The following is a 19795-nucleotide window of genomic DNA, read 5'->3' as shown; positions in this document are numbered from 1 at the left end:
GTGCGGGAGAGGAAGGTTCGTGGCGGGAAGGATCGTCGCAGGGGAGTGGCTGCGTGAGCTGCGCGCGGTGCCCGACCCCCGCGCGGTGCTGGTGTGCTGCCCGCCGGGCGGTGGTTCGGCCAGCGCCTACCGCGAGCTCGCGCGGTGCTTCGACCAGGGCACAGCGGTATTCGCGGCGCAGTATCCCGGTCGGCAGGACCGGCTCGGCGATCCGATGATTCCCGATATCGGGGCGCTCGCGGACCGGATCGCCGACGCGCTGTCCCCGGGTGCGCCGCGGCTGGCGCTGTTCGGTCACAGCATGGGCGCCACCGTGGCCTTCGAGGTGGCCCGGCGGCTGGAGGCGAAGGGGCAGAGTCCGATTCGGCTGTTCGTCTCGGGACGAGCCGCGCCGGATGTGCCGTACTCCCATAGCGTCTCCCGTGCCCCGGACGCCGCGGTAATCGCCGAATTGGAGCGCCTGGCCAACGATCCCGCGTCGGTGGCGATCCTGCGGGCCGAGCCGAGTCTGGCGGCGCTGGTGCTGCCCGCGGTCCGCGCGGACTACGAGGCGGTCGAGACGTACCGATACGAGCCGGGGGAGCCGCTGCAGTGCGGCATCTGCGCGATGGTGGGCGACGCGGATCCCGACGTGACGCCGCCGCAGGCGGGGGAATGGCGCCGCTTCACCACCGGTGACTTCGATCTGGCCACTTTTCCCGGGCGGCATTTCTATCTGGACGAAAAGGTCACCGACGTGGCCGATTTCGTCATCGAACGTCTGGGCTGAGGCTCACGCCGTCGAGACTCCAAGGTTTACGCCCACTGTGCGGCAACGACATCCACGTTCTCGGATACCCGCCGCAGCAGATCGAGTAGCTGCGCGTATTCCTCCGGCGTGATGCCCCGCGTGGTGGCGAGCCGGACGTCGTGGATGCGATCCGCGGCTCGGCCGTGCAGAGCTTGACCGGCCGAGGTCAGCAGGTAGCGCCCGGCCTGGTCGCGCAGCATCAGGCCTCGTTCGCTCAGCGCCGTCGTGTGGGACGCCGCGGCGGCCTCGTCCGCGATGAAGAACGGCTCGAGCGCGCGATTGATGCCGTCCGCATCGATGGGGCCGTGCGCGACGGTGTTGAGCACCTGCCACTCCCGCCGGTCCAGGCTGAATTCTCGCAGCTGAGCGGCCAGATTGTGCTCGAGCCGGTTGTGAATGTGCTTGACCCAGTAGCCGAGCGGCCTGGGGATGCCGGTTTCGTTTCCCGGGTGTGCGGACTGTTCCGATGTGGTCATGGCGAACTCCAAATGGTTGTCATAAGACATATAAATGTAGTTTAGCAAGTGTTTGTAAGATGGCAAGTATGAGCGATAGTGCGTTGGGGACGATCGAGCGCGCGATGGTGGCGATCCGGCGCAGCCAGACCCGCCGGACGTTGAATCGGCTGGGCGCCAAGGGCATTCGAACGGCCGTCGACCCCACCACGTTCGGCGTGCTGGATGCGGTGGAGGGGCGGGCGGATGCCGCGACGGTGGGGGATGTCGCCCAGGCGCTCGGCGTCGACCAGCCGCGCGCCAGCCGCCTGGTCGCCCGTGCGGTGGCCGACGGACTACTACGTCGTGAGGCCGATCAGGGCGATGCCCGTCGCGTGCTTCTTCGCCTGACTCCGAGCGCCCGCGCGGCGCTCGCGGGTGTACACGAGGCTCGGCAGGCCGTCTTCGCGCGCACGACGGCCGGCTGGACGGACACCGAGCGGGACGAATTCGCCCGCCTGCTAGCGAAATTCGTCGAGGACTTCGATCGCGTCGTCAGCGAGTCCGACTGAGCATCGGCGGGCAGATATCCCACGCCCAACTACTGACCAGGCCAACGCAGTATCAGCCCGAAGACCTTCGGACTTACGCGTCTAGTCTGGAAAGATGCGAGGAGTCGGAACCCGCGGTGGTTCCCGTACTCGGGCGCGGGCAGCATCGGCGGTAGCAACAGCGGGCCTGATGTCCTGGACTACGGGGGCATTCTTTTTTGTCGGCGGACTGCTCGCTGCCGCGGTGGCTGCACTGACGGGCGACGGGTTGGGCCCTCGCACCATCGTGTTCGGGATAGCGCTGCTCGCGGTTCTCACTGGCATCCTGCTGTATCTGATGGGTGAGCGGATGCCGGTGCGCGCGCACCCGATCTTGGTCTCGCTCGGGACCGTAATGATCACCGTTGCCATTCATTGGCTTCCCGGCGTCACCGCCGCCGCCACGCTGTCGTCGTTGTATGTCTTCGTCGCCTGCGACGCCGCGTTCTTCTTCAGCAGGCGCATCACCGGCCTGGAGATCGCGTTCGCCGTGGTGTGCTGCATGGTGGTGTTGGGCACTCGCGAGCAACTGCAATGGTGGATCGGGGTGATCCCGGCCGGGGTGACGGTGGTGGTCGGCATGGTGGTCACGATTCTGGCCCGGATGGCCGCAGAAGCCGATATCGATGTGCTCACCGGCCTGCTCAACCGGCGCGGCTTCGAGCGGCTGCTGAACGCCGAGATCGGCAAGGCCGGCCGGCTCGGCCAACGCCCCGCGCTGGTGTTGGCCGAGCCGGACCGCTTCCAGACGAGCAACGGGCACCTCGACCAGCCCACGGGCGATGCGGTGCTGCAGCAGGTCGCTGACACCTGGTGCAACCTGTTGGAGCCGGAACAGACACTGGCCCGGCTCGGTGGGGATCTGTTCGCGGTACTGCTCCCGGACACAACCGAACCGACCGCGGTCGCGCTCACCGACCGCATGCGCGCGGCGACAACCACCGGCTGCTGCGCGGGCGTTACGTCATGGCAACCGGGCGAACCGGCATCTATGCTGGTCAGCCGGGCCGATATGGGCCGATATCGGGCCAAGCAGGCAGGCCGCAACCTGACCAGGCTCGAATCCGGGCAGCGCATCGCCCTGGCTGAGGAGCTGCGCCGTGCCATCGCGGACGACGACCTGGAAGTCCTGTACCAGCCGATCGTCAGCCTGCCCTTCGGTGGCAAGGTGGTCGGCGTGGAGGCGCTGTTGCGCTGGTCCTCGGCCATCGAGCCTGGCCTGAGCTCGAGCGGGGTGATCCGCGCCGCGGAGGAGTACAACCTGATTGCCGACCTGGACCGGGTGGTGCTACACCGGGCCTGTGTGGACGCAGCTTGGCTGCACAGAACTGTCGGCGATCTCGACCTCACGCTGAACGTCAATGTCAGCGGTCTGGAGTTGGCCGACAGCGATTACGCCCACCGGGTACGCAGCACTCTGCGCAGCACCGGCTGGGACGCCGGGCAGCTCGTGCTCGAGGTCACCGAGACGCAGTTGGAGGCCGAGTCACAGAACGCGATCGACAACCTGAACGCTTTGCGGAACACCGGCGTGCGCATCGCCATCGACGACTTCGGCACCGGTTACTCATCGTTGAGCAGGCTGGCGGCCATTCCATCGGACATTCTCAAGGTGGACCGGTCTTTTGTTGCGGCGGTCACCACGGACGTACCCGCGCCGCCGCTGCTCGGGGCGATCAAGGCGCTCAGCAAGGCGCTCGACATGGAGGTCATCGCCGAAGGGGTGGAGAACGCGCACCAAGCGGCAGTGCTCGCCGATCTTGGCGTCTCGCTGGTGCAGGGCTACCGCTACGGCGGCCCTCAGACCGTGCGGGCGATTCTCGACGAACTCATCAAGCAGCGCGGCGCGGCCGCGCACAACGAGCATTGATCATCGACTGTCACCCGGGCCGGGCATCCTGGACCGGCGCGGCAATCCGGGCGGATAGCCGCGCCGGCCTCCGCTGCTACCGTTCGGTCAGTGTGGCGATGACGGGGTATTTGGTGTTCAGCGTCAGCGAGGAAATCGGAGTGGGGTCCGGGTTCTCGACGGTCCACTCGAATCGCCGCGCAATGGTCGCCAGCGCCAGTTGCATCTCCATCATCGCGAACGCGTTACCGATGCACATGTGACCGCCCGCGCCGAAGGGCAGCAGCAGGTTGCGTTCGCGGGCGGCAACGGCGTCGGGAGCGAACCGGTCCGGGTCGAAAGAGTCTGGCCGGCTCCAGAACTCGGGGTGGCGGTGCGCGTGGTAGTAGCTGTAGATCACCGAGGTTCCGGCCGGGATGGCGAAGCCACCGATCTCGTCGTCCTCCTCAGCGCGGCGCTGCCCCATCCACGCCGGCGGCTTGAGGCGCAACACCTCGTCCAGCACCTGCTTGGTGTAGGACAGCGCGGGCAGGTCGGTCATCACCGCGTGCCCGCCGGGTAGCGCGCCGTCGACGCTCCGGTGCAACCGGTTGCGCTGCTCCGGATGCATACTCAGCAATAGCATGGCCGACGTCAGGGCCGACGAGCTGGTCTCGTGACCAGCGAACAGCATGGTCACGACCTCGTCACGTAACTCCTTGTCGGTGAAGCGCTCGCTGGTGTCCTCGTCTTCGGTGTTGATGAGCATGGACAGCAGGCCGCCGTTGTCCTGCTTGCGCAGCTCGCGGATCACCGCGTAGACGACGGTGTCCATCTCGGCGATCGCCCGCCAGAACCGGCGGTGACTCGCCGTTGGAACCTTCAAGGGGACCAACGGCATACGCACGAACCGGCCCAGTTCCACGTTCGCGTTCTCGGCCGCCCGGGCGAAGTCGGCGATGTAGGGACCGTGCGGATCCAGGCCGAACAGCGCGCGCACCACGATCCGGAGGGTGAGGTGGCTCAGCTGCTGACCCAGGTCGACCGTTTGCCCGGTGCGGGCGTACTCGGCCCATTCCGCGCACAGGGCGTCGACCTCGGCCACCATGATCTCGCTCAGCTCGGCGATCTGCTTGTGGTGGAACGCGGGTTGGACCAGACGCCGATTGCGGCGCCAGCGATCGTGGTCGGAAATCGACGCCAGGCCACGACCTGCGAACGGCTCCATCAGGTCGTACATCTGGGTTTCCCGCGTGAAGGTCCGCATACGTTCCTGCAGGATGTACTTGATGTAGTGCGGATGGGTCACCCCGAGCATGGTCCCGTTCACCAGCTGGAAGCGAAAGACGTTGCCGTGTTCAGCCATCGAGTCGGACAGGAACGCAATCGGGTCGTCGACGAAGCGTTTGGTATTGCGAATGCGGCCCCTGACCAACGGAGGAAGCTCTTGGGTGGCAACAGAACTGGACATAACCACTGATTAAAGCCGAGATCGCCCCGGCTCACCCGCAACGGTAAATCCACCGCTCTCAGGACTTCGAGTGGTCGCGATCATCGAACTTGCCCGCAACCGGCATCCAGCACCGGCACTTCTTCCAGCTGGAGGTGGGGACACCTTGGCCGCGAAAATCCGGGCGTCGCTGAGCTACTACCGGCTGTTGCCAGGCCAGGAGCGGTGTGAGGTGCGCCTGCACGACACCACCCTGTACAACTCGCTGTTCCGGTACGACGACACCCTGCTGGTCAATCCGCACATCTGGGGCCAGCCCGCCAGCGCCAACCAGGTGTTGCAGCTCAAACGAATCGACGGAACGAGCTGGTTCGACAACTACACCGAAAGCTTCGACGCCATCTGGGCTGATGCGCAGCCCTGGACCCCTTGAGTGAAAGGTCTGAAGTCATGGGCAGGATCGAGTACTACTACGACCCGGCTGCACCCACACCGAACTCACTGGTCGTGGCCTGTAACCTGCTGGTCACCGACGACCACGGTGCGATCCTGCTGCAGCGGCGCCGTGACACCGGTCAATGGGCGCTGCCTGGTGGGGCGTTGGACTTCGGTGAGACCGCCGCCGAATGCGCCATCCGCGAATGCCGGGAGGAAACCGGCATCACCGCGGAGGTCACGGGATTCCTTGGGGTGTACAGCAATCGGAACCATATCGTCGCCTACACCGATGGCGAGGTCCGTCAGCAGTACGAGAACTGCTACATCGGAAAACCGGTCTCGGGAGAGCCGACGATCAACGACGAGGCCGACGGCGTCGCTTTCGTCATGCCGAAGGATTTGGACGAGTACGACATTCACTCGAGCATGCGTCAGCAGATCGGGGACTTCCTGTCCGGCAACTACCCCTACCTCGGGTGATCGGCAAGTCGACGGTCGATACGCGTTGCAGCGGCGAGGATTTCGGGCTCGGCACGCTGAATGAACCGCCCCACCACCGTATCCGGGCCGTACCGGCTGAGGATTTCCGCGATCCGGGCCGCGGGCGTGGTCGGCTCACCGTCAGGCGTGGTGGTCATGTCCGCGTACGTCAGCGTGTCCACCAGTAGCAGGTTGTCCAGGATCGGGAACTCGGCTTCCAGCTCGGCGCGCAGTCCGCGCTCCTGGGCCTCCAGCAGCGCGAAGGTGTGGTTGGCGACCAGTCGGACCAACCGTTCATCGGCCTGGTGCTCCTCGCGCAGGAAGCGGGCGCCGTCGAGAGGATGGAAGCCGGTCACCGCGATCGCGGGTACATAGCCTATGTCGTGCAGTAGCGCAGAGGCGACCAGGAGCTCAGCATCGTCTGCCGCCAGCGGCGCCAGCCGTGCCGCAGCGCCGGCGAACCCCTGGGTATGAGCCCAGCGCCGCGGAAGAGACTGTGCAAGAAGAGATTCAGCCAGGCGCGACTGCGGAACCTCTGGGAGCGCAGGGGACTTCACTGCTCGCAGTCCGGCTGCTCCTGCAGTTTCCGGTCGGTGCGCTCGAACAGTGCCCGGACACGGGCCTCGGCTGCGGCGATCTCGGCGGCAGTGGGTTCGGCACCGTCACCACCGCGGTGGCGGGCGGCTTCGTCTGCCTGGTAGCGGACTTCAGTCTCGGCGTCGGCCTCCAACTGCCGTACGGCCTCTGCGGCGCGGGCGGCGGCCGCCTCGTCTGGGTGCTCGCGCTCCCAGACGACCGCAGACCGCACACCCTCACCCAGCAGCCGCTGCCGACACGCCTTGGCGATCCACTCCGACAGGTTCTCCCCGGCCGCCTTCCGCACATGCGCGAACAGGACATTGTCCATCCTTGCCGTTCAGCTTCGATCTGGACCAGTTCGGGGGTGGGTGGCGCTGGGAGCGCCCTGAGATGTCGGACGTCGCCGCTATCCTCGGCCCGTTGGCCATGACATCCGATGCACGAGGGGTGTTCGGGCAGTCAGGAGGGGTGATGAGCGGCAATGACATGGTCGTGGAGTTGCTGGCTACCGCAGCGCAGCTGCACGGCTACACGGTCCAGGTGACCAGCGACGGCGAACTGTTTCTCACCGGACCGGCCGGGACCGCCGCGGTCCGGCTCGATGATCTCCTGCGCCGGGCCGCGGCCGCACCGCCACAGGACTGGCCCGCGTTGGCCGCGGACTACCTGGCCACCGACATCGCGCGCCTCGAAGCTGAACGCAAGCTCCCCCTCGAAGCACAGGACTTCGCGACCGGCAAACCGTTGATCCGAACCCGGCTGTACGGCAACGACTTCCGTGAACCACCCGGGAGCGTGTCCAGGGCACTGCCGTGCGGGCTCCTGCAGCGTGTGGTGCTCGATGGTGTGCACACCATGTCCGCGATCACCTACCAGGACTTGGACCGCTGGCCGATCGAAGAAGCCGAGCTATTCGTGCTGGCCGAGCACAACACACTCACAGATGGCCGCGCGGACCTCATCGAACCGGACTTCCCCGACGACGCGCCACCCTGGTACGTGCTCGACGGCGGGGAATACACCAGCGCACACGCGCTCTGGCTGTGCGACTACCCCGTTACGAGCCCCCGCGGCGCCGTATTCGCGATCCCGACACACCTGCGCCTGTACGCCGCACCGATCACCACAGTCACGATCCTGCGCGCAGTCCACGTGCTGGCACAGATATCGGCCCAACGCCATCGAACCGACCCCTCGCCGGTCAGCCCGCACCTCTATCACACAACGGCACCATCACACCGGCTGTCCACGTCGAACTCGACGACACCGCCCTGATCATGACACCCACCATCGAATTCCAGCAGCTACTCAACGAACTCCCCGCTTGAATGCCCCGGCTGCCCCGCTTGCCAGCCAATGACTCACGCGCAGTTGACCATTCACCCTTCTCTAATCTACGCCTCACCGCCGGCAGCCCGGGCGTGATGACAGCAGTCGCCCCTGGGGACGCGAATTCGCAACGCAGAACCGAATCTGGATGCGGATGCGACCGGTGTATCCGTGCGAACCAGGCCCGCACTGCGGTCATCGACAGAACATCTGACCGACCGTATCCGCGAAGCCCGAACCGGGGACATCGCCATGCCGCTGCTGGACGTGGTCGACCGTGTCCACGCCGAACTCGACCACATCCAAGCAGCGGTACCCGGACGATGAGGTACACCGCACTCGGCCCGCATCCGTACCTGCCGGATCTGCCGCCAGTGACCGTTCTCCGGTGCGGACCGGTACCGCGCAGGCGGAGGCCCGAGTTGCTTTGCGAGGCACTGTAATTGCGGTACCTACGATGGCGCCGACGCTGGATGTCGGTGCCGGTTACTACCCTCGCAGCATGCTTCCCGCCACGGCCCTTGTCGCCGACCTCCTCGAAGAGATTGTTCCGCTCGATGCCCTCGAGCGTGAACACATCGACCACACCCGTGCGTGGCTCACATCCACCGATTACATCTTCCGCCGGGTTATCTCAAGTCCAAGAGGGCGCTGACACTGTGACCAGGTTGGACACGTGGAAGACGCTGCCGTTAACGCAGTTCGCTAACTCGTTCAAGCGGAGGCAGTGCAGGCTCTAATCGTTACCGATTCGGGATGATTGATCGCCGCTGTCGAATCCGCCGAGAGAACATGTTCCAGCCTTTCTGTGTGGGCGATCCGGGCGACGGCAGCCGAATGCCGTTATTGCCGATGTCAGGGCGTGTGTTGCGGTGCGGTTCGGCGGTGGGTGATGAGATCGGCGACGCCGTCGAGGATCCGGTCCAGGCCGAAGCTCAGCGCGTGTGTCGGGCTGATTGCCGCGTTGTGCTCGCTGCCCGCCGCCGACCCCACCCGGGATGACACGGGGAACTTGTTGGGGTCGATGAGTCTTTGCAGGATCGGACCGACGATGTCCCACCATTGCGGGTCGGTCGGGTCGGTATTCGAGGTGCCTGCCGACAGGCGTGCGGTGCCGATCACGTGGGTTATGACCAGTGTCAGAACGGAATCCATTTCGATGTCGGTGAGGCCGATGCCCTCGAGTGGGCGCAGTTCGGTCTCGTATTTGATGGTGGTGTTCGGTCCGAGTACCGGCCGGCTACCGACGAGGTCGAGCATCCACGGATGGCGCTGGTAGAGACTCCAGTTGCGTTCGGCGATAAGTTCCATCGCGGCGCGCCACCCGCCGACGGTCCGCGCCGGCTCGTCGGGATCTCGGTAGAGGTCGGCGAGCACCGCGTCGTGCATGAGGTCGAAGAGATCGGTCTTGCCGGGCACATGGGTATAGAGCGACATCGCGCCAACGCCGAGCCTGTCGGCGACCCGGCGCATGGACACGGCGTCGAGGCCTTCGGAGTCGGCCAGGTCGATCCCGGCGGCGACGATCACCTCGACGCTGAGGCCCTTGCGTCCCGGCTTCGGATGCAGGCCCCACAGCAGCGCGAGAGTGCGCGCGGGATCCGCCGGGGCGTCTTTCTGTGATGTCACGGGGAACATTCTCCCTCCGCCTGGCGCTATCGCTGCCATACGCTAACGTACGTCGTACGGTACACTGTACGTTCTATGGCTGGGAGAGTGAATATGCCGATATCGGATGTGGCAATCGACGTCACTGATCTGCGGAAGAGTTATCGCGGGGCCGCGGATGGCACCGGACTCAACGGCATCGACCTGCGGGTTCCGGCGGGGTCGGTGTGCGGGCTGCTCGGTCCGAACGGCGCGGGCAAGACGACGACCGTCCGGATCTTGTCGACGCTCCTGCGGTTCGACTCCGGCGCGGTACGAGTGGCCGGGTACGACGTTCGGCGTGAGCCGCGGCGGGTGCGGGAGCGCATCGGGCTTGTTGGTCAGAGCGCGGCGGTCGACGAGGTGCTTTCCGGGCGGCAGAACCTGGTCATGTTCGGGCGGCTCAACGGGCTCGCTCCGGTGCTGGCCCAGCGCCGCGCGGACGAACTGCTCGAACAGTTCGACCTCGCCGCCGTCGGGCGACGGCCGGTCGGCAAGTATTCCGGTGGTATGCGGCGACGCTTGGACCTGGCGGCGGGGTTGATCGTTTCTCCGCCACTGCTTTTCGTCGATGAGCCGACCGCCGGCCTTGATCCGGCGGCGCGGATGCAGGTGTGGTCGGCCATCGAAGCGCTGGTCGCGGCGGGCACAACCGTGTTGCTCACCACGCAGTACCTGGAGGAGGCCGATCGGCTTGCCGATCGTATCGTGATGCTCTCGCACGGAAGGGTGATCGCCGAGGGCAGTCCCGCCGACCTCAAGGCCCGCGTCGGCACGGACTGGCTGGAGGTCGCGCTCGCCGATCCCGCGGATGCCGAACAGACCGCGATGCTGGCCAAAGCCGTCGCCATCGGCGAGGTGACAGTCGATCCGCAATCCCATATGGTCCGCATCCCCGTCGCGGACCGTGCCACCGCACTCGTCACGATGGCTGTCGCGCTGCGGGACGCGGGCATTGCACCGCACGACATCAACGTGCGACGACCGTCCCTCGACGAGGTCTTCATCCAACTCACCGCGACGAGCCGCGAAGCACGCGCCGAGGTCGGTCGCGAATCCGCCGAGCACGGAAAGGTTTCCGCATGACCATGGTGCAAACTCACAGGACGTCGGCCTTCGGCGACCTCCGGACCATCACCCGCCGCGACTTGACGCATTGGCTGAGCCAACCCGCGCCGATAGTGATCGGTTGGCTCTTCCCGATCATGGTGGTGCTGATGTTCGGCACAATCTTCGGCGGTGCCATCAAAACCCCCGGTGGGGGCCGCTACTACGAGTATCTGATGCCGGGCATGTTCGCGATGGCGATGCTGTTCGGACTCGAATCCACCATGACGGCCATCGCGACCGACACCGCGAAAGGGGTCACCGACCGGTTCAGATCGTTGCCGATGAACGACGCTGCCGTCGTCGGCGGGCGATGCCTCGCCGATCTCCTGAATACGGCGGTCGGGCTGACGGTCGTCGTCAGCACGGGCCTAGCGCTCGGCTGGCGCTGGCACGATGGCCTTCCCAATGCACTCCTGGCAGTAGGATTGCTACTGCTGCTGCGCTTTTCGCTGCTTTGGGTCGGGATCCTTCTCGGTCTGATGGCCAAGGGACCCGAATCGGTCGTCGTCGTTCAGGTACTGGTATGGCCGGTGCTCTTCCTGTCGAACGCGTTCGTCGACACGGCGACCATGCCCAAGTGGTTGGCGGTCATCGCGGAATGGAATCCGTTGTCGGCCACAGCTTCCGCCGTGCGGAAACTGTGTGGCAATCCCGGCTGGGCAGGCGGCGCGTGGATGACACAGCACTCGATCGTGGCGGCGTTGATCTGGCCGCTGCTGATCACCGCGATCTTCCTGCCGCTGTCGGTCCGACGCTTTCGCTCTCTGGGCGACTGAGTCCTTGAATCTGGCCTGGTGTCTCGGCTGACAACGCGCCGAGACACCAGCGTCGTTCCCCCGGGCCGGAGTTTCGTCGGGTCGGATCCAGGTGACGTTGAGTGCGTGTCCCCCAACGCCTCGAAGTGCGCCACCGGGTCCACGCCCGAGTGGAGGGCTGCATCAGAAACGCCAAGGCCACCGGCTTCGCGAAATGGCCCTCACAGTCGCAAGCCATCAACACCGCCTGGCTCGCCGCGGTCGCCCTCGCGATCGACCTGCTCGCCTGGACCCGGCTGCTGTTACTCGACGGCCCCCTCGCCGTCGCCGAACCGAAAACCCTGCGCTACCAGCTACTCCACACCGCCGCCCGCTTCGTGAAACACGCCCGCAAAACCATCATCCGCATCCCCGAAACCTGGCCTTGGGCAACACAACTCGAAACAGCATTCCACTGCGTCCGCGCCATCGTCACCTGACCCACCGGACCCACCAGAGACAGCCCCAGGAAGGAGCTGCCGAAAACCACCCCGGAAAAGTGGAAACCGGGCGCCACCGCAGCCGTCAGGCGGCGAACTCGGCTACCCCGCACCCACCACCACGGACCTCGCTACCCGGCATACGCCAACCCGCTACCCCACAAAAATCGGGGTCAGCGACTCGAAATACGATTGTAAATACCACCGGCGCCACTCGGCTATCGGTATTATCGGTTCAGTGGACTTCGAAGATCGACTCGCTCAAACGGCACAAGTCGCCTGATCCTGTGTATACCAAACGGGGCCAAACCCAAAAGAGACAGAGGAGCCCTTCGGTGTTTCAGCATGATGTCTTCGTCTTCGACAACGTTGTGCACATGTACGACTTGTCAGATGACAACTTGGTTGCTCCTACGTCGGCGGTTGACCGAGCGGGGCAGCTGTGGATCGGGGCGCAGCGTCGGGGTGAGCCGTTTCGACCACTGACCGACTATGTTGGCGCGAACGGGTATGCCCGACGCTGGACGGTTGAGGACCTGGGAAGTCTATTGTTCGACGACGGTCCGACGGACATGGCGATGGCTCAGGCCGTGGTGCTGTACGACGTCTACAAGGACGGATTCGCGCCGGTCCAGGCGCAATATGAGTTCGCCCAGGCGTTTCCTGACCGCGTGATGTTTTGCGGGGGCGTGGACCCGATGTACCCGGGCAAAGCCGGTGCGCTTGCAGAGATGACCCGCCAGGTCAAGGAGATGGGAGCCCGGTCGTTCAAGTTCTACAGCGGGCACGTCGGCGAGCAGTCGTGGCGATGTGACGACCGTGAACTCGCGTATCCGATCTGGGAACACGCTCTTGACCTTGGCATCGAGGTCGTGCAGTTCCACAAGGGCTTTCCGATCACGCGGGCGCCGTTGGACACCTTGACTCCGACCGATATCGAAAGGCCTGCACGGGATTTCCCCGATCTGACGTTCGCTATCCACCATCTGGCGCTGCCCTACTTCGAGGAGTGCGTCTATATCGCCGCGCGCTATCCCAACGTTGTCCTTGTCCTGTCGGGAACGATGCACCTGCCGTTTATCGCCCCTTGGGAATTCAAGATGTACTTGGGCCGTCTGCTGCGTGACGTCGGTTCTGACCGGTTGCTGTGGGGTTCTGAGGCGCCCCTTCTGGGTGACCCGAGGCCGGCGATCGAGTGGTTCTGGAACATGGAGATCGATGAAGAACTGCAGGAGCGCTACGGCTTTCCGCAGATAACCGAGACCGATAAGCGCCGCATCCTTGGACTCAATCAGGCGCGCCTGTTCGGGGTTGATGTTCAGGATAGGACCGCGTCCACGTCCACTGCGTCATGACTGTCGTTGACTTCCCAAGCGTCGAGGCGGTACTCGACGCGCAGGTTCGGCCGCTTCTGCGTATTCACGGCGGAGGCATCGCGGTGGTGGGCGTCTCCGCGGCCGGAGACATCGAGCTGGAATTTGAAGGTGCGTGCCGGGCGTGTGCCCTCAAGACCGTGACGTATGCGATCGCGGTGCGACAGCGGCTCCGCGAGCTTCCCGGTGTACGGGACGTGACGGTTCGCGGCGTCAATCTCTCACGTGCCGCCCTGGACCGGGTCGCCGCTGCGTACTCGGCCCATCCGCTGATGTTCGCAGGCCCGAGACAAGCTATGGAGGATCCGTTGTGATAACTGCTGTCCGCCGGGTGCGGCAGGCAATGGATTTCGGCGGTATGCGTCGTGATGGACAGTGGTGTTTGGTCCCCCATCCTGGTTCTTCGCCGGGATGCCCGCCCGGGAGCGGAGCGGGAGGGCGGGCGCACCGGGCGGCGCGCGCATGCGCGCCGCTCTTGATTCTGTAGAGAGAAATTCGGCAAGTTCTTTTTGGGGAGGTTACCGTTCTCTTTTTCTTTTTCTTTCCTTTTCGGGGGTTTCCCAATCTTCCTGTCTACTACATGACTCATCGAGACTTCCCTTCGGTCGGGCCTTCCGGTCTGGACAGCCCGACCGCAGGGGACCACCTGAGCAGTGTCCCCGGGCCGTTCTTGGATCCCACCAACGCCAGCGGATTGTGGCATTTGTACTCGGCATTGGTCGCCGGAGCGCTCGACGTCACTGCGCGATCGAAAGTACTTAAGAACGACAGATTCCCCGCCCGTTGGATCTCAATAACGTTGTGGTCAACACGAACAACCACGGACGATCAGGAGAATCCCATGCCCTACTTCGACTCACACGATGGTACCCGGCTGCACTACCAGGACTGGGGTACCGGACAGCCGGTGCTGTTCCTCGCCGGCGGCTGGCTCAGCAGCACCTCCTGGGAGCTGCAGATGCTGCCGCTGTCCCGACAGGGACTGCGCTGCCTGTCCTACGACCGGCGTGGACACGGCAAGTCCGACTGGGTCGGGCACGGTTACGACTACGACACCCTTTCCGAGGATCTGGCGGCGTTCCTGGAACACCTCGACCTGAGCGATGTCGTGGTGGTCGCGCATTCCATGGCCGGTGGCGAGATCATCCGGTACCTGACGCGGCACGGCAGCGACCGGATCAATCGGATCATGCTGGTCTCGGCGACCCTGCCGTTCCCGGCTCGGACCGCCGACAACCCGGACGGCGTCCCGAAGGCCATCGCCGATGCGGTGAATGCGGCCCGCGCCGCCGACCGTCCGCTGTGGATGGAACAGAATGCGCAGGCATTCTTCGCAACCCACTTGGGCAACCAGGTGTCTTCCGCGCGCATCGCGTGGATGGTGCAGAAATGCATGGACTGCTCATTGCTGGCGTCCGACGCGATCATGGAGACCATCTTCACCACCGACTTCCGCGCCGAGCTGCGGGAAATCGCGGTACCCACCATGATCATCCACGGTGATGCCGACGCCTCCGCGGCCATCGACATCTGTGGACGCAAGACCAAGGATCTGATCCCCGTGAACACCTACAAGGAATATCCTGCGACCGGTCACGGCATCATGATCACGCACGCGGCACAGCTCAATGCCGACATCGTGGACTTCATCAAGTCCTGACCGATCGCCGGTGTGTGTCAGTCGGAGCAGGCCGAGCCACAGGGGCGGGCCTGCACTCCGGCCACCGCTTTGGGTGCGGCGAGTCAATCACGAATAGTGTTGCGCACCAACGTTATCCGCGGAGTGGTCGGCCGTTTGAGCTTCGACCGCAAGCTCTCCACCGTCGACCGCTGTTCGACGCGGCTCTGGCCTCACCCGTCCCGCCGACACGCAGGAATACCCCGACCGCGGGCGGCCCGGCCTGGGCGGCCTCGCCACCCACATCGACGCCTTCCTCGCCGACCACCCCGCCGCGAGCGTCCGCGAGATCTGGGAACACCTGCTCGACCACCACCACGCCGCGGTCGCCTACACTGCCGTCAACGCCTACGTCGTCGATCGCCGCGGACCCAGCCGACGCCCTGCGCCCGATGCCCTCGATCCCATGATCGTCTGGCTGAACGGAACATTCGGTGCCGGAAAGACCACCACCGCAACAGAATTGACCGTCCTGCTGCCCGGGTCGCGAATCTTCGACACCGAGGAAGTCGGGCTCATGCTCCGCCACGTTCTCGCCTCCGAGATCGTCCGGGACTTCCAGGACTGGCAGCCCTGGCGAGGAGTGGTCGTGGCTGCCGCGACTCAGATCCTCGACTACGTTGCCGGAGATTCCCGTGATGATCGCGGGGTCGGGCGACCGGGTGCTCACCCTGGCCGCTCATCACGCCCGGATCGTCGGATTCACCGGCGGCAAATCAGGGAGCATCGCCCCCGATCCACTCGCGGAGCGTGTCGATTTCGTGCGCAACGCCGCGGGCGACAGATTCGGCCAACTGCAACTCAACCTGACCATCACCGCTGTCCTCGCGACGACCGCGGCATCCCCGATCTGCGGTTGACCCGCAGGGACCGCCCCCGCCTCACAACGAGGAACTGCTCGCTCTGCCAACCGTTCTCGCGGGCTCGGTACCCGCGATGGCCGACCAACTGCGCCATCACCGCGAGCTCTACGGCGTCACCTACACCAGCGTTCAGCACGACCATGCCGACCAATTCGCCAGGGTCATCTCCGAACTCCGCTGATACCGGCCGGCCGTGCGCCTGGGGGTTGATGTGTACTGGAGTGTTCGATTTCGGCCCCTCGTCGTCTGCCCGGTCCTATCATGTTGAGTGGCAAGTCCATTGGACCGCAATTACCGGAAAGCCGTTAGCAGTGCCGGTAGGCCTGGTTATCCCGATTACTTTCGTGTGACACTCTCATTTCACATATTCGATTGGTGGTCGAATCATGCCTGAAATCCCAACGGAACCGACCCCGGAGTTGAACGGGCACAACGGTGTCGGACAACTCAGCCTCAGCACCGCGGCGGCACGCAAGTTGTCGTCAACGACCAAGTCCAAGCCGCAGATGCAAAGCATCACCCCCCGCTGGCTGCTCCAGCTGCTGCCCTGGGTCGAGGCCCGGGGCGGCGCATATCGAGTCAACCGGCGACTGAACTACACGCTGGGCGACGGACGGCTGGACTTCCTCACGACCGGCGACCAGGTACAGGTCATCGCGGCCGAGCTGACCGAGCTCCCGCTGCTGCGGAACTTCGGCGACATCGACGTGCTGGAGGCGTTGGCCGACAGGTTCGTTCAGCACGAATACGACCCGGGGGCGGTCCTGGTCGAGGCCGGCGGCCCGGCTGACGAACTCGTCCTGCTCGTACACGGACGGTTCGCCAGGCTCCGTGAGGGCAAGTTCGGGCACGAGTCGACCCTCGAAATCATGGCCGACGGTGACTATTTCGGCGACGAGGAACTGATCGGTCCCGACGACACCTGGGACTACTCGGTCAGGGCTACCACGACGTGCACGGTCATGGCGCTGCCGAAGGCGGCCTTCCAGGAGGTGCTCGAGCGGTCCGAGGCGCTGCGCGGCCACCTCGACCGGCACCGGACGACCACGGGCAAGGCGCAGAACGTCCACGGCGAGGCGGACGTGGAGGTCATTTCCGGTCATCGCGGTGAGCCGCTCCTGGCCGGCACGTTCGTCGACTACGAACTGAAGCCCCGCGAATTCGAGCTGAGCATCGCGCAAACCATCCTGCGGGTGCACACGCGCGTCCAGGACCTGTTCAACGAGCCGATCGACCAACTCGAGCAACAGCTCCGGCTGACCATCGAGGCGGTGCGCGAGCGCCAGGAATACGAACTGGTCAACAACAAGGATTTCGGCCTGCTGCACAACGCGGACTTCAGCCAGCGCATCTACACCCGCAGCGGCCCACCCACCCCGCACGATATGGATCAGTTGCTCAACACGGTCTGGAAGAACCCCGGCTTCATCCTCGCGCACCCGGAGGCCATCGCCGCGTTCCGCGACGAGTGCAGCCGACAGGGCATCCTCCCGGAGACCATCCACGTCCCGGGCGGCCGGCTCTCCGCATGGCGCGGGGTGCCCATCTACCCCTGCTGGAAGATCCCGATCAGCGAACACCGCACCACCTCGATCATGGTGATGCGGACCGGCGAAACCGATCGGGGCGTCATCGGGCTGCGTAAGACCGGCCTGGTCGACGAGTACGAGCCGGGTCTGAGCGTGCGTTTCATGAGCATCGACGAACGGGCGATCGTCAACTACCTGATCACCTGCTACTACTCGTTGGCCGTGCTGGTGCCCGACGCTCTGGGCGTGCTGGAAAACGTTCAGCTCGGGAGTCCCAATGGTCGCGGCTGAGGCGGACGCCGACCCCTTCACCCGCGCCCGTCGGCTGATCACCCCCGGTCTACGGGCGGCGGCGGACCGGATGAACTGGTCTACGCGCCAGGTCATCGGCTACCACCTCGGCTGGTGGGACGAGCACGGAAACCCGCTGGACGGGGACGGCGGCAAGGCGCTGCGACCGGTGTTGGCGATGCTCGCGGCGGAGGCGGCCGGCGGCACCGCCGAGCGGGCGACCAACGCGGCCGTCGCGGTCGAGCTGGCACACAACTTCTCGCTCTTGCACGACGACATCATGGACGGCGACCGCACCCGCCGCCACCGGCCCACCGCCTGGACCGTCTTCGGGGTGCCCGCCGCGCTCCTCGCCGGTGACGCGTTGAACACGCTGGCGACCGAGGCCCTGGTGGCCGACGGCCCACCGCTTGCCACCGCGGGGGTGCCCCGGCTCAATGAGGCGATACTGCGGATCGACGACGGCCAGGCCGCGGATATGGCCTTCGAGGGCCGCGCCGAGGTGCCGCTGGACGAATGCGTGACGATGGCGCGCGACAAGACCGGCGCGTTGTTCGCCGCCGCGTGCGAGCTGGGCGCCATGTCCGCCGGTGCGTCACCCGAACGGGTCTGGCAGTTGCGCCAATTCGGTGAGCACCTCGGCCTGGTGTTCCAACTGGTCGACGATCTCCAAGGCATCTGGGGTGATCCGGCCGTGACCGGCAAGCCCGTCATGTCCGACCTGCGCGCCCGCAAGAAGTCGCTGCCGGTGGTGGCGGCGCTCAACGTCGGCAACGGCCCCGCGACCCGGCTTGCCGAGCTGTACCTCGGCGACGAGCCGTTGGACGATGCCGCCCTCCAGACCTGCGCCGACCTCATCGCGGAGGCGGGCGCACACGCCTGGGCGCACCACGAAATACAGCGTCACCTGGACCTGGCCCTGGCCTGTCTGCAGGCCGCCAACCCGGAGCCCGCGGCCGCGAGGGAACTGGCGGCTCTTGTTCGGCAACTGAGCATGGGGCCGAGCGCATCGCCCGCCGCGACGCCGGAGCCATACCGGATGCCGACGTTCGAGGGGCTCCGCCAGGCCCGGCTCAGCCCCCACCTGGACACGGCCCGCGCCCATGCCCTCGCGTGGGCCCGGGATATGGCCATGTTCGCGCCGCAGGCCGGCATCCCGCCGTGGACCGAGCAGCAGTTCCGGGTGGAGGACTACCCGCTGCTGCTGTGCCGCATGTTCCCGGATGCTCTCGGGGACAGGGTCGATACGCTCGCCGACTGGTGCACGTGGACGTTCTACGTGGACGACTTCTTCGCCAAGGCCTGCCAACGCACCGGAAATACGGCGCCGATACGGGCTCACCTGGCAAGACTGCGGCAGTTCATGCCGCTCGACCCGACGGCGGCCATGCCGGTGGCGACGAGTCCCACCGAACGCGGTCTCGCCGACCTGTGGTCACGCACCGCGCCCGTGATGTCGCCCGGCTGGCGACGCCGCGCTCGCGAACGCATCGAGGAATGTCTCGGCGGCAACCTCCGGGAACTGCACAACTTCGCCACGGGGCATGCCACCGATCCGATCGAGTACCTGGAACTGAAGCGCAGGACCAACCCCGGTCCGCTGGCCGGGTGCCTGGCCGAATACGGCCAGCCGGCCGAGCTGCCCGACACGGTCGCGGATGCCCAGCCGATGCGTTCGCTGATCGACACCCTCAACGACGCGAGTCTGCTGGTCAACGATATCTACTCCTACCCGCGAGAGGCGGCCGAGGACGCCGAGCCCGCCAATATGGTGCACGTGCTGCGCAAGTTCCTCGGTGGCGATCTCCAGCAAGCGGTGGATACGACGGCCGACCTGGTCCGATCCCGGTTGGATCAGTTCGAGCACGTCGCCGCTGTCGAGGTTCCGACGATGGTCGAGGAGTACGGCCTGAACCCCGCCGAGAGCGCCCGCGTGTTCGACTACATCGAGGTTCTGCGGGACTCGGTCCCAGGCTGGTACGAGTGGTTCACGCGAACCGCGCGCTACCCCCAGGATCTCGAGACGGCGAACCCTGCGGCGGTGACCGCCGCCGAGCCGACCACCCCCCGCCGCCTCGGCGGCCCCACCGGCCTGGGCACTTCCACCGCACGGCGGCTACTGCCCTCGTGAGCCCCGCCCCGCCGGCTCGAG

At 65.7% G+C, this 19795-nt stretch carries 21 protein-coding genes; 16 read left to right on the top strand and 5 right to left on the bottom strand.

The genetic code is table 11. The annotated features are described in order from the left end of the window. Positions 1–19 precede the first annotated feature (19 nt). Positions 20–769: a thioesterase II family protein gene (locus ABH933_RS19970; protein WP_429423698.1), complete on the top strand. Its 750-nt coding sequence runs from the start codon at positions 20–22 to the stop codon at positions 767–769. A 26-nt stretch (positions 770–795) separates the two neighbouring features. Here ABH933_RS19970 and ABH933_RS19965 read toward each other — a convergent pair whose 3' ends face one another. Continuing rightward, positions 796–1266 carry a MarR family winged helix-turn-helix transcriptional regulator gene (locus ABH933_RS19965; RefSeq protein WP_429423697.1) on the bottom strand — a complete coding sequence of 157 codons (471 nt, stop codon included), beginning with the start codon at positions 1264–1266 and terminating at the stop codon, positions 796–798. A 68-nt stretch (positions 1267–1334) separates the two neighbouring features. On the opposite strand from ABH933_RS19965, the gene ABH933_RS19960 reads away from it, so the two are divergent. Both ABH933_RS19960 and ABH933_RS19955 read left to right on the top strand, forming a co-directional pair. After that, the gene (locus ABH933_RS19960; RefSeq protein WP_429423696.1) at positions 1335–1796 is read left to right on the top strand and encodes a MarR family winged helix-turn-helix transcriptional regulator; all 462 of its coding nucleotides are present in this window, start codon (positions 1335–1337) and stop codon (positions 1794–1796) included. 169 nt (positions 1797–1965) lie between these two features. Next, a complete protein-coding gene (locus tag ABH933_RS19955) occupies positions 1966–3684 on the top strand; it encodes a putative bifunctional diguanylate cyclase/phosphodiesterase (protein WP_429423695.1) in 1719 nt (572 codons plus the stop codon). Between the two features lie 76 nt (positions 3685–3760). On the opposite strand, the gene ABH933_RS19950 is transcribed toward ABH933_RS19955, so the two are convergent. Further along, complete coding sequence (locus ABH933_RS19950; RefSeq protein WP_429423694.1) at positions 3761–5113, bottom strand: cytochrome P450; 1353 nt, start codon at positions 5111–5113, stop codon at positions 3761–3763. 145 nt (positions 5114–5258) lie between these two features. Between ABH933_RS19950 and ABH933_RS19945 the strand changes: the two genes are divergently transcribed. Together ABH933_RS19945 and ABH933_RS19940 are read left to right on the top strand one after the other, a co-directional pair. Further along, a complete protein-coding gene (locus tag ABH933_RS19945; protein WP_429423693.1) occupies positions 5259–5525 on the top strand; it encodes a hypothetical protein in 267 nt (88 codons plus the stop codon). A 17-nt stretch (positions 5526–5542) separates the two neighbouring features. Further along, complete coding sequence (locus ABH933_RS19940) at positions 5543–6010, top strand: NUDIX hydrolase (protein ID WP_429423692.1); 468 nt, start codon at positions 5543–5545, stop codon at positions 6008–6010. Here the strand turns inward: ABH933_RS19940 and ABH933_RS19935 are convergent. Next, positions 5998–6567, bottom strand: a complete 570-nt coding sequence (locus tag ABH933_RS19935; protein ID WP_429423691.1) for an HD domain-containing protein — start codon at positions 6565–6567, stop codon at positions 5998–6000. The genes ABH933_RS19940 and ABH933_RS19935 overlap by 13 nt on opposite strands. Beyond that, positions 6564–6917, bottom strand: coding sequence for a hypothetical protein (locus ABH933_RS19930; protein ID WP_429423690.1), 354 nt, complete (start codon positions 6915–6917; stop codon positions 6564–6566). Before ABH933_RS19930 ends, ABH933_RS19935 begins: the two co-directional genes overlap by 4 nt. A gap of 143 nt (positions 6918–7060) precedes the next feature. Between ABH933_RS19930 and ABH933_RS19925 the strand changes: the two genes are divergently transcribed. Both ABH933_RS19925 and ABH933_RS19920 read left to right on the top strand, forming a co-directional pair. After that, entirely contained in the window at positions 7061–7864 is an 804-nt protein-coding gene (locus tag ABH933_RS19925; protein ID WP_429423689.1) for a hypothetical protein, read from the top strand. 511 nt (positions 7865–8375) lie between these two features. Further along, complete coding sequence (locus tag ABH933_RS19920; protein WP_429423688.1) at positions 8376–8573, top strand: hypothetical protein; 198 nt, start codon at positions 8376–8378, stop codon at positions 8571–8573. Between the two features lie 200 nt (positions 8574–8773). Here ABH933_RS19920 and ABH933_RS19915 read toward each other — a convergent pair whose 3' ends face one another. Further along, positions 8774–9547 carry a TetR/AcrR family transcriptional regulator gene (locus tag ABH933_RS19915; RefSeq protein ID WP_429423687.1) on the bottom strand — a complete coding sequence of 258 codons (774 nt, stop codon included), beginning with the start codon at positions 9545–9547 and terminating at the stop codon, positions 8774–8776. Between the two features lie 93 nt (positions 9548–9640). Between ABH933_RS19915 and ABH933_RS19910 the strand changes: the two genes are divergently transcribed. The 9 genes from ABH933_RS19910 to ABH933_RS19870 all read left to right on the top strand — a co-directional run bounded on the left by ABH933_RS19910 (position 9641) and on the right by ABH933_RS19870 (position 19774). Beyond that, positions 9641–10651, top strand: a complete 1011-nt coding sequence (locus tag ABH933_RS19910; RefSeq protein ID WP_429423686.1) for an ATP-binding cassette domain-containing protein — start codon at positions 9641–9643, stop codon at positions 10649–10651. Next, entirely contained in the window at positions 10648–11451 is an 804-nt protein-coding gene (locus ABH933_RS19905) for an ABC transporter permease (RefSeq protein ID WP_429423685.1), read from the top strand. Before ABH933_RS19910 ends, ABH933_RS19905 begins: the two co-directional genes overlap by 4 nt. 101 nt (positions 11452–11552) lie before the next feature. Then, on the top strand, positions 11553–11909 hold the full coding sequence (locus ABH933_RS19900) for a transposase (RefSeq protein WP_429423683.1): 357 nt from the start codon (positions 11553–11555) through the stop codon (positions 11907–11909). Between the two features lie 335 nt (positions 11910–12244). Further along, positions 12245–13264 (top strand): amidohydrolase family protein, encoded by a 1020-nt coding sequence (locus tag ABH933_RS19895; protein ID WP_429423682.1) that lies wholly within the window; start codon positions 12245–12247, stop codon positions 13262–13264. Continuing rightward, a complete protein-coding gene (locus ABH933_RS19890; RefSeq protein ID WP_429423681.1) occupies positions 13261–13596 on the top strand; it encodes a NifU family protein in 336 nt (111 codons plus the stop codon). Before ABH933_RS19895 ends, ABH933_RS19890 begins: the two co-directional genes overlap by 4 nt. A gap of 527 nt (positions 13597–14123) precedes the next feature. Further along, positions 14124–14942: an alpha/beta fold hydrolase gene (locus ABH933_RS19885; protein WP_429423680.1), complete on the top strand. Its 819-nt coding sequence runs from the start codon at positions 14124–14126 to the stop codon at positions 14940–14942. A 638-nt stretch (positions 14943–15580) separates the two neighbouring features. Further along, positions 15581–15820 carry a hypothetical protein gene (locus tag ABH933_RS19880; RefSeq protein ID WP_429423679.1) on the top strand — a complete coding sequence of 80 codons (240 nt, stop codon included), beginning with the start codon at positions 15581–15583 and terminating at the stop codon, positions 15818–15820. 389 nt (positions 15821–16209) lie between these two features. Continuing rightward, positions 16210–17643 carry a family 2B encapsulin nanocompartment shell protein gene (locus tag ABH933_RS19875; protein ID WP_429423678.1) on the top strand — a complete coding sequence of 478 codons (1434 nt, stop codon included), beginning with the start codon at positions 16210–16212 and terminating at the stop codon, positions 17641–17643. Continuing rightward, positions 17630–19774: a polyprenyl synthetase family protein gene (locus ABH933_RS19870; RefSeq protein ID WP_429423677.1), complete on the top strand. Its 2145-nt coding sequence runs from the start codon at positions 17630–17632 to the stop codon at positions 19772–19774. The genes ABH933_RS19875 and ABH933_RS19870 overlap by 14 nt, the downstream gene beginning before the upstream one ends. Positions 19775–19795: the final 21 nt, after the last annotated feature.

Source organism: Nocardia sp. GP40 (assembly GCF_050434125.1).
GTDB lineage: Bacteria > Actinomycetota > Actinomycetes > Mycobacteriales > Mycobacteriaceae > Nocardia > Nocardia albiluteola.
This window is presented reverse-complemented; position numbering and strand designations above follow the sequence as displayed.

Coding starts and splice junctions, on each gene's coding strand:
- ABH933_RS19965 (WP_429423697.1), bottom strand. CDS start 1,266: ATGACCACATCGGAACAGTCCGCACACCCGGGAAACGAAACCGGCATC.
- ABH933_RS19960 (WP_429423696.1), top strand. CDS start 1,335: ATGAGCGATAGTGCGTTGGGGACGATCGAGCGCGCGATGGTGGCGATC.
- ABH933_RS19955 (WP_429423695.1), top strand. CDS start 1,966: ATGTCCTGGACTACGGGGGCATTCTTTTTTGTCGGCGGACTGCTCGCT.
- ABH933_RS19950 (WP_429423694.1), bottom strand. CDS start 5,113: ATGTCCAGTTCTGTTGCCACCCAAGAGCTTCCTCCGTTGGTCAGGGGC.
- ABH933_RS19940 (WP_429423692.1), top strand. CDS start 5,543: ATGGGCAGGATCGAGTACTACTACGACCCGGCTGCACCCACACCGAAC.
- ABH933_RS19930 (WP_429423690.1), bottom strand. CDS start 6,917: ATGGACAATGTCCTGTTCGCGCATGTGCGGAAGGCGGCCGGGGAGAAC.
- ABH933_RS19925 (WP_429423689.1), top strand. CDS start 7,061: ATGAGCGGCAATGACATGGTCGTGGAGTTGCTGGCTACCGCAGCGCAG.
- ABH933_RS19920 (WP_429423688.1), top strand. CDS start 8,376: ATGGCGCCGACGCTGGATGTCGGTGCCGGTTACTACCCTCGCAGCATG.
- ABH933_RS19910 (WP_429423686.1), top strand. CDS start 9,641: ATGCCGATATCGGATGTGGCAATCGACGTCACTGATCTGCGGAAGAGT.
- ABH933_RS19905 (WP_429423685.1), top strand. CDS start 10,648: ATGACCATGGTGCAAACTCACAGGACGTCGGCCTTCGGCGACCTCCGG.
- ABH933_RS19890 (WP_429423681.1), top strand. CDS start 13,261: ATGACTGTCGTTGACTTCCCAAGCGTCGAGGCGGTACTCGACGCGCAG.
- ABH933_RS19885 (WP_429423680.1), top strand. CDS start 14,124: ATGCCCTACTTCGACTCACACGATGGTACCCGGCTGCACTACCAGGAC.
- ABH933_RS19875 (WP_429423678.1), top strand. CDS start 16,210: ATGCCTGAAATCCCAACGGAACCGACCCCGGAGTTGAACGGGCACAAC.
- ABH933_RS19870 (WP_429423677.1), top strand. CDS start 17,630: ATGGTCGCGGCTGAGGCGGACGCCGACCCCTTCACCCGCGCCCGTCGG.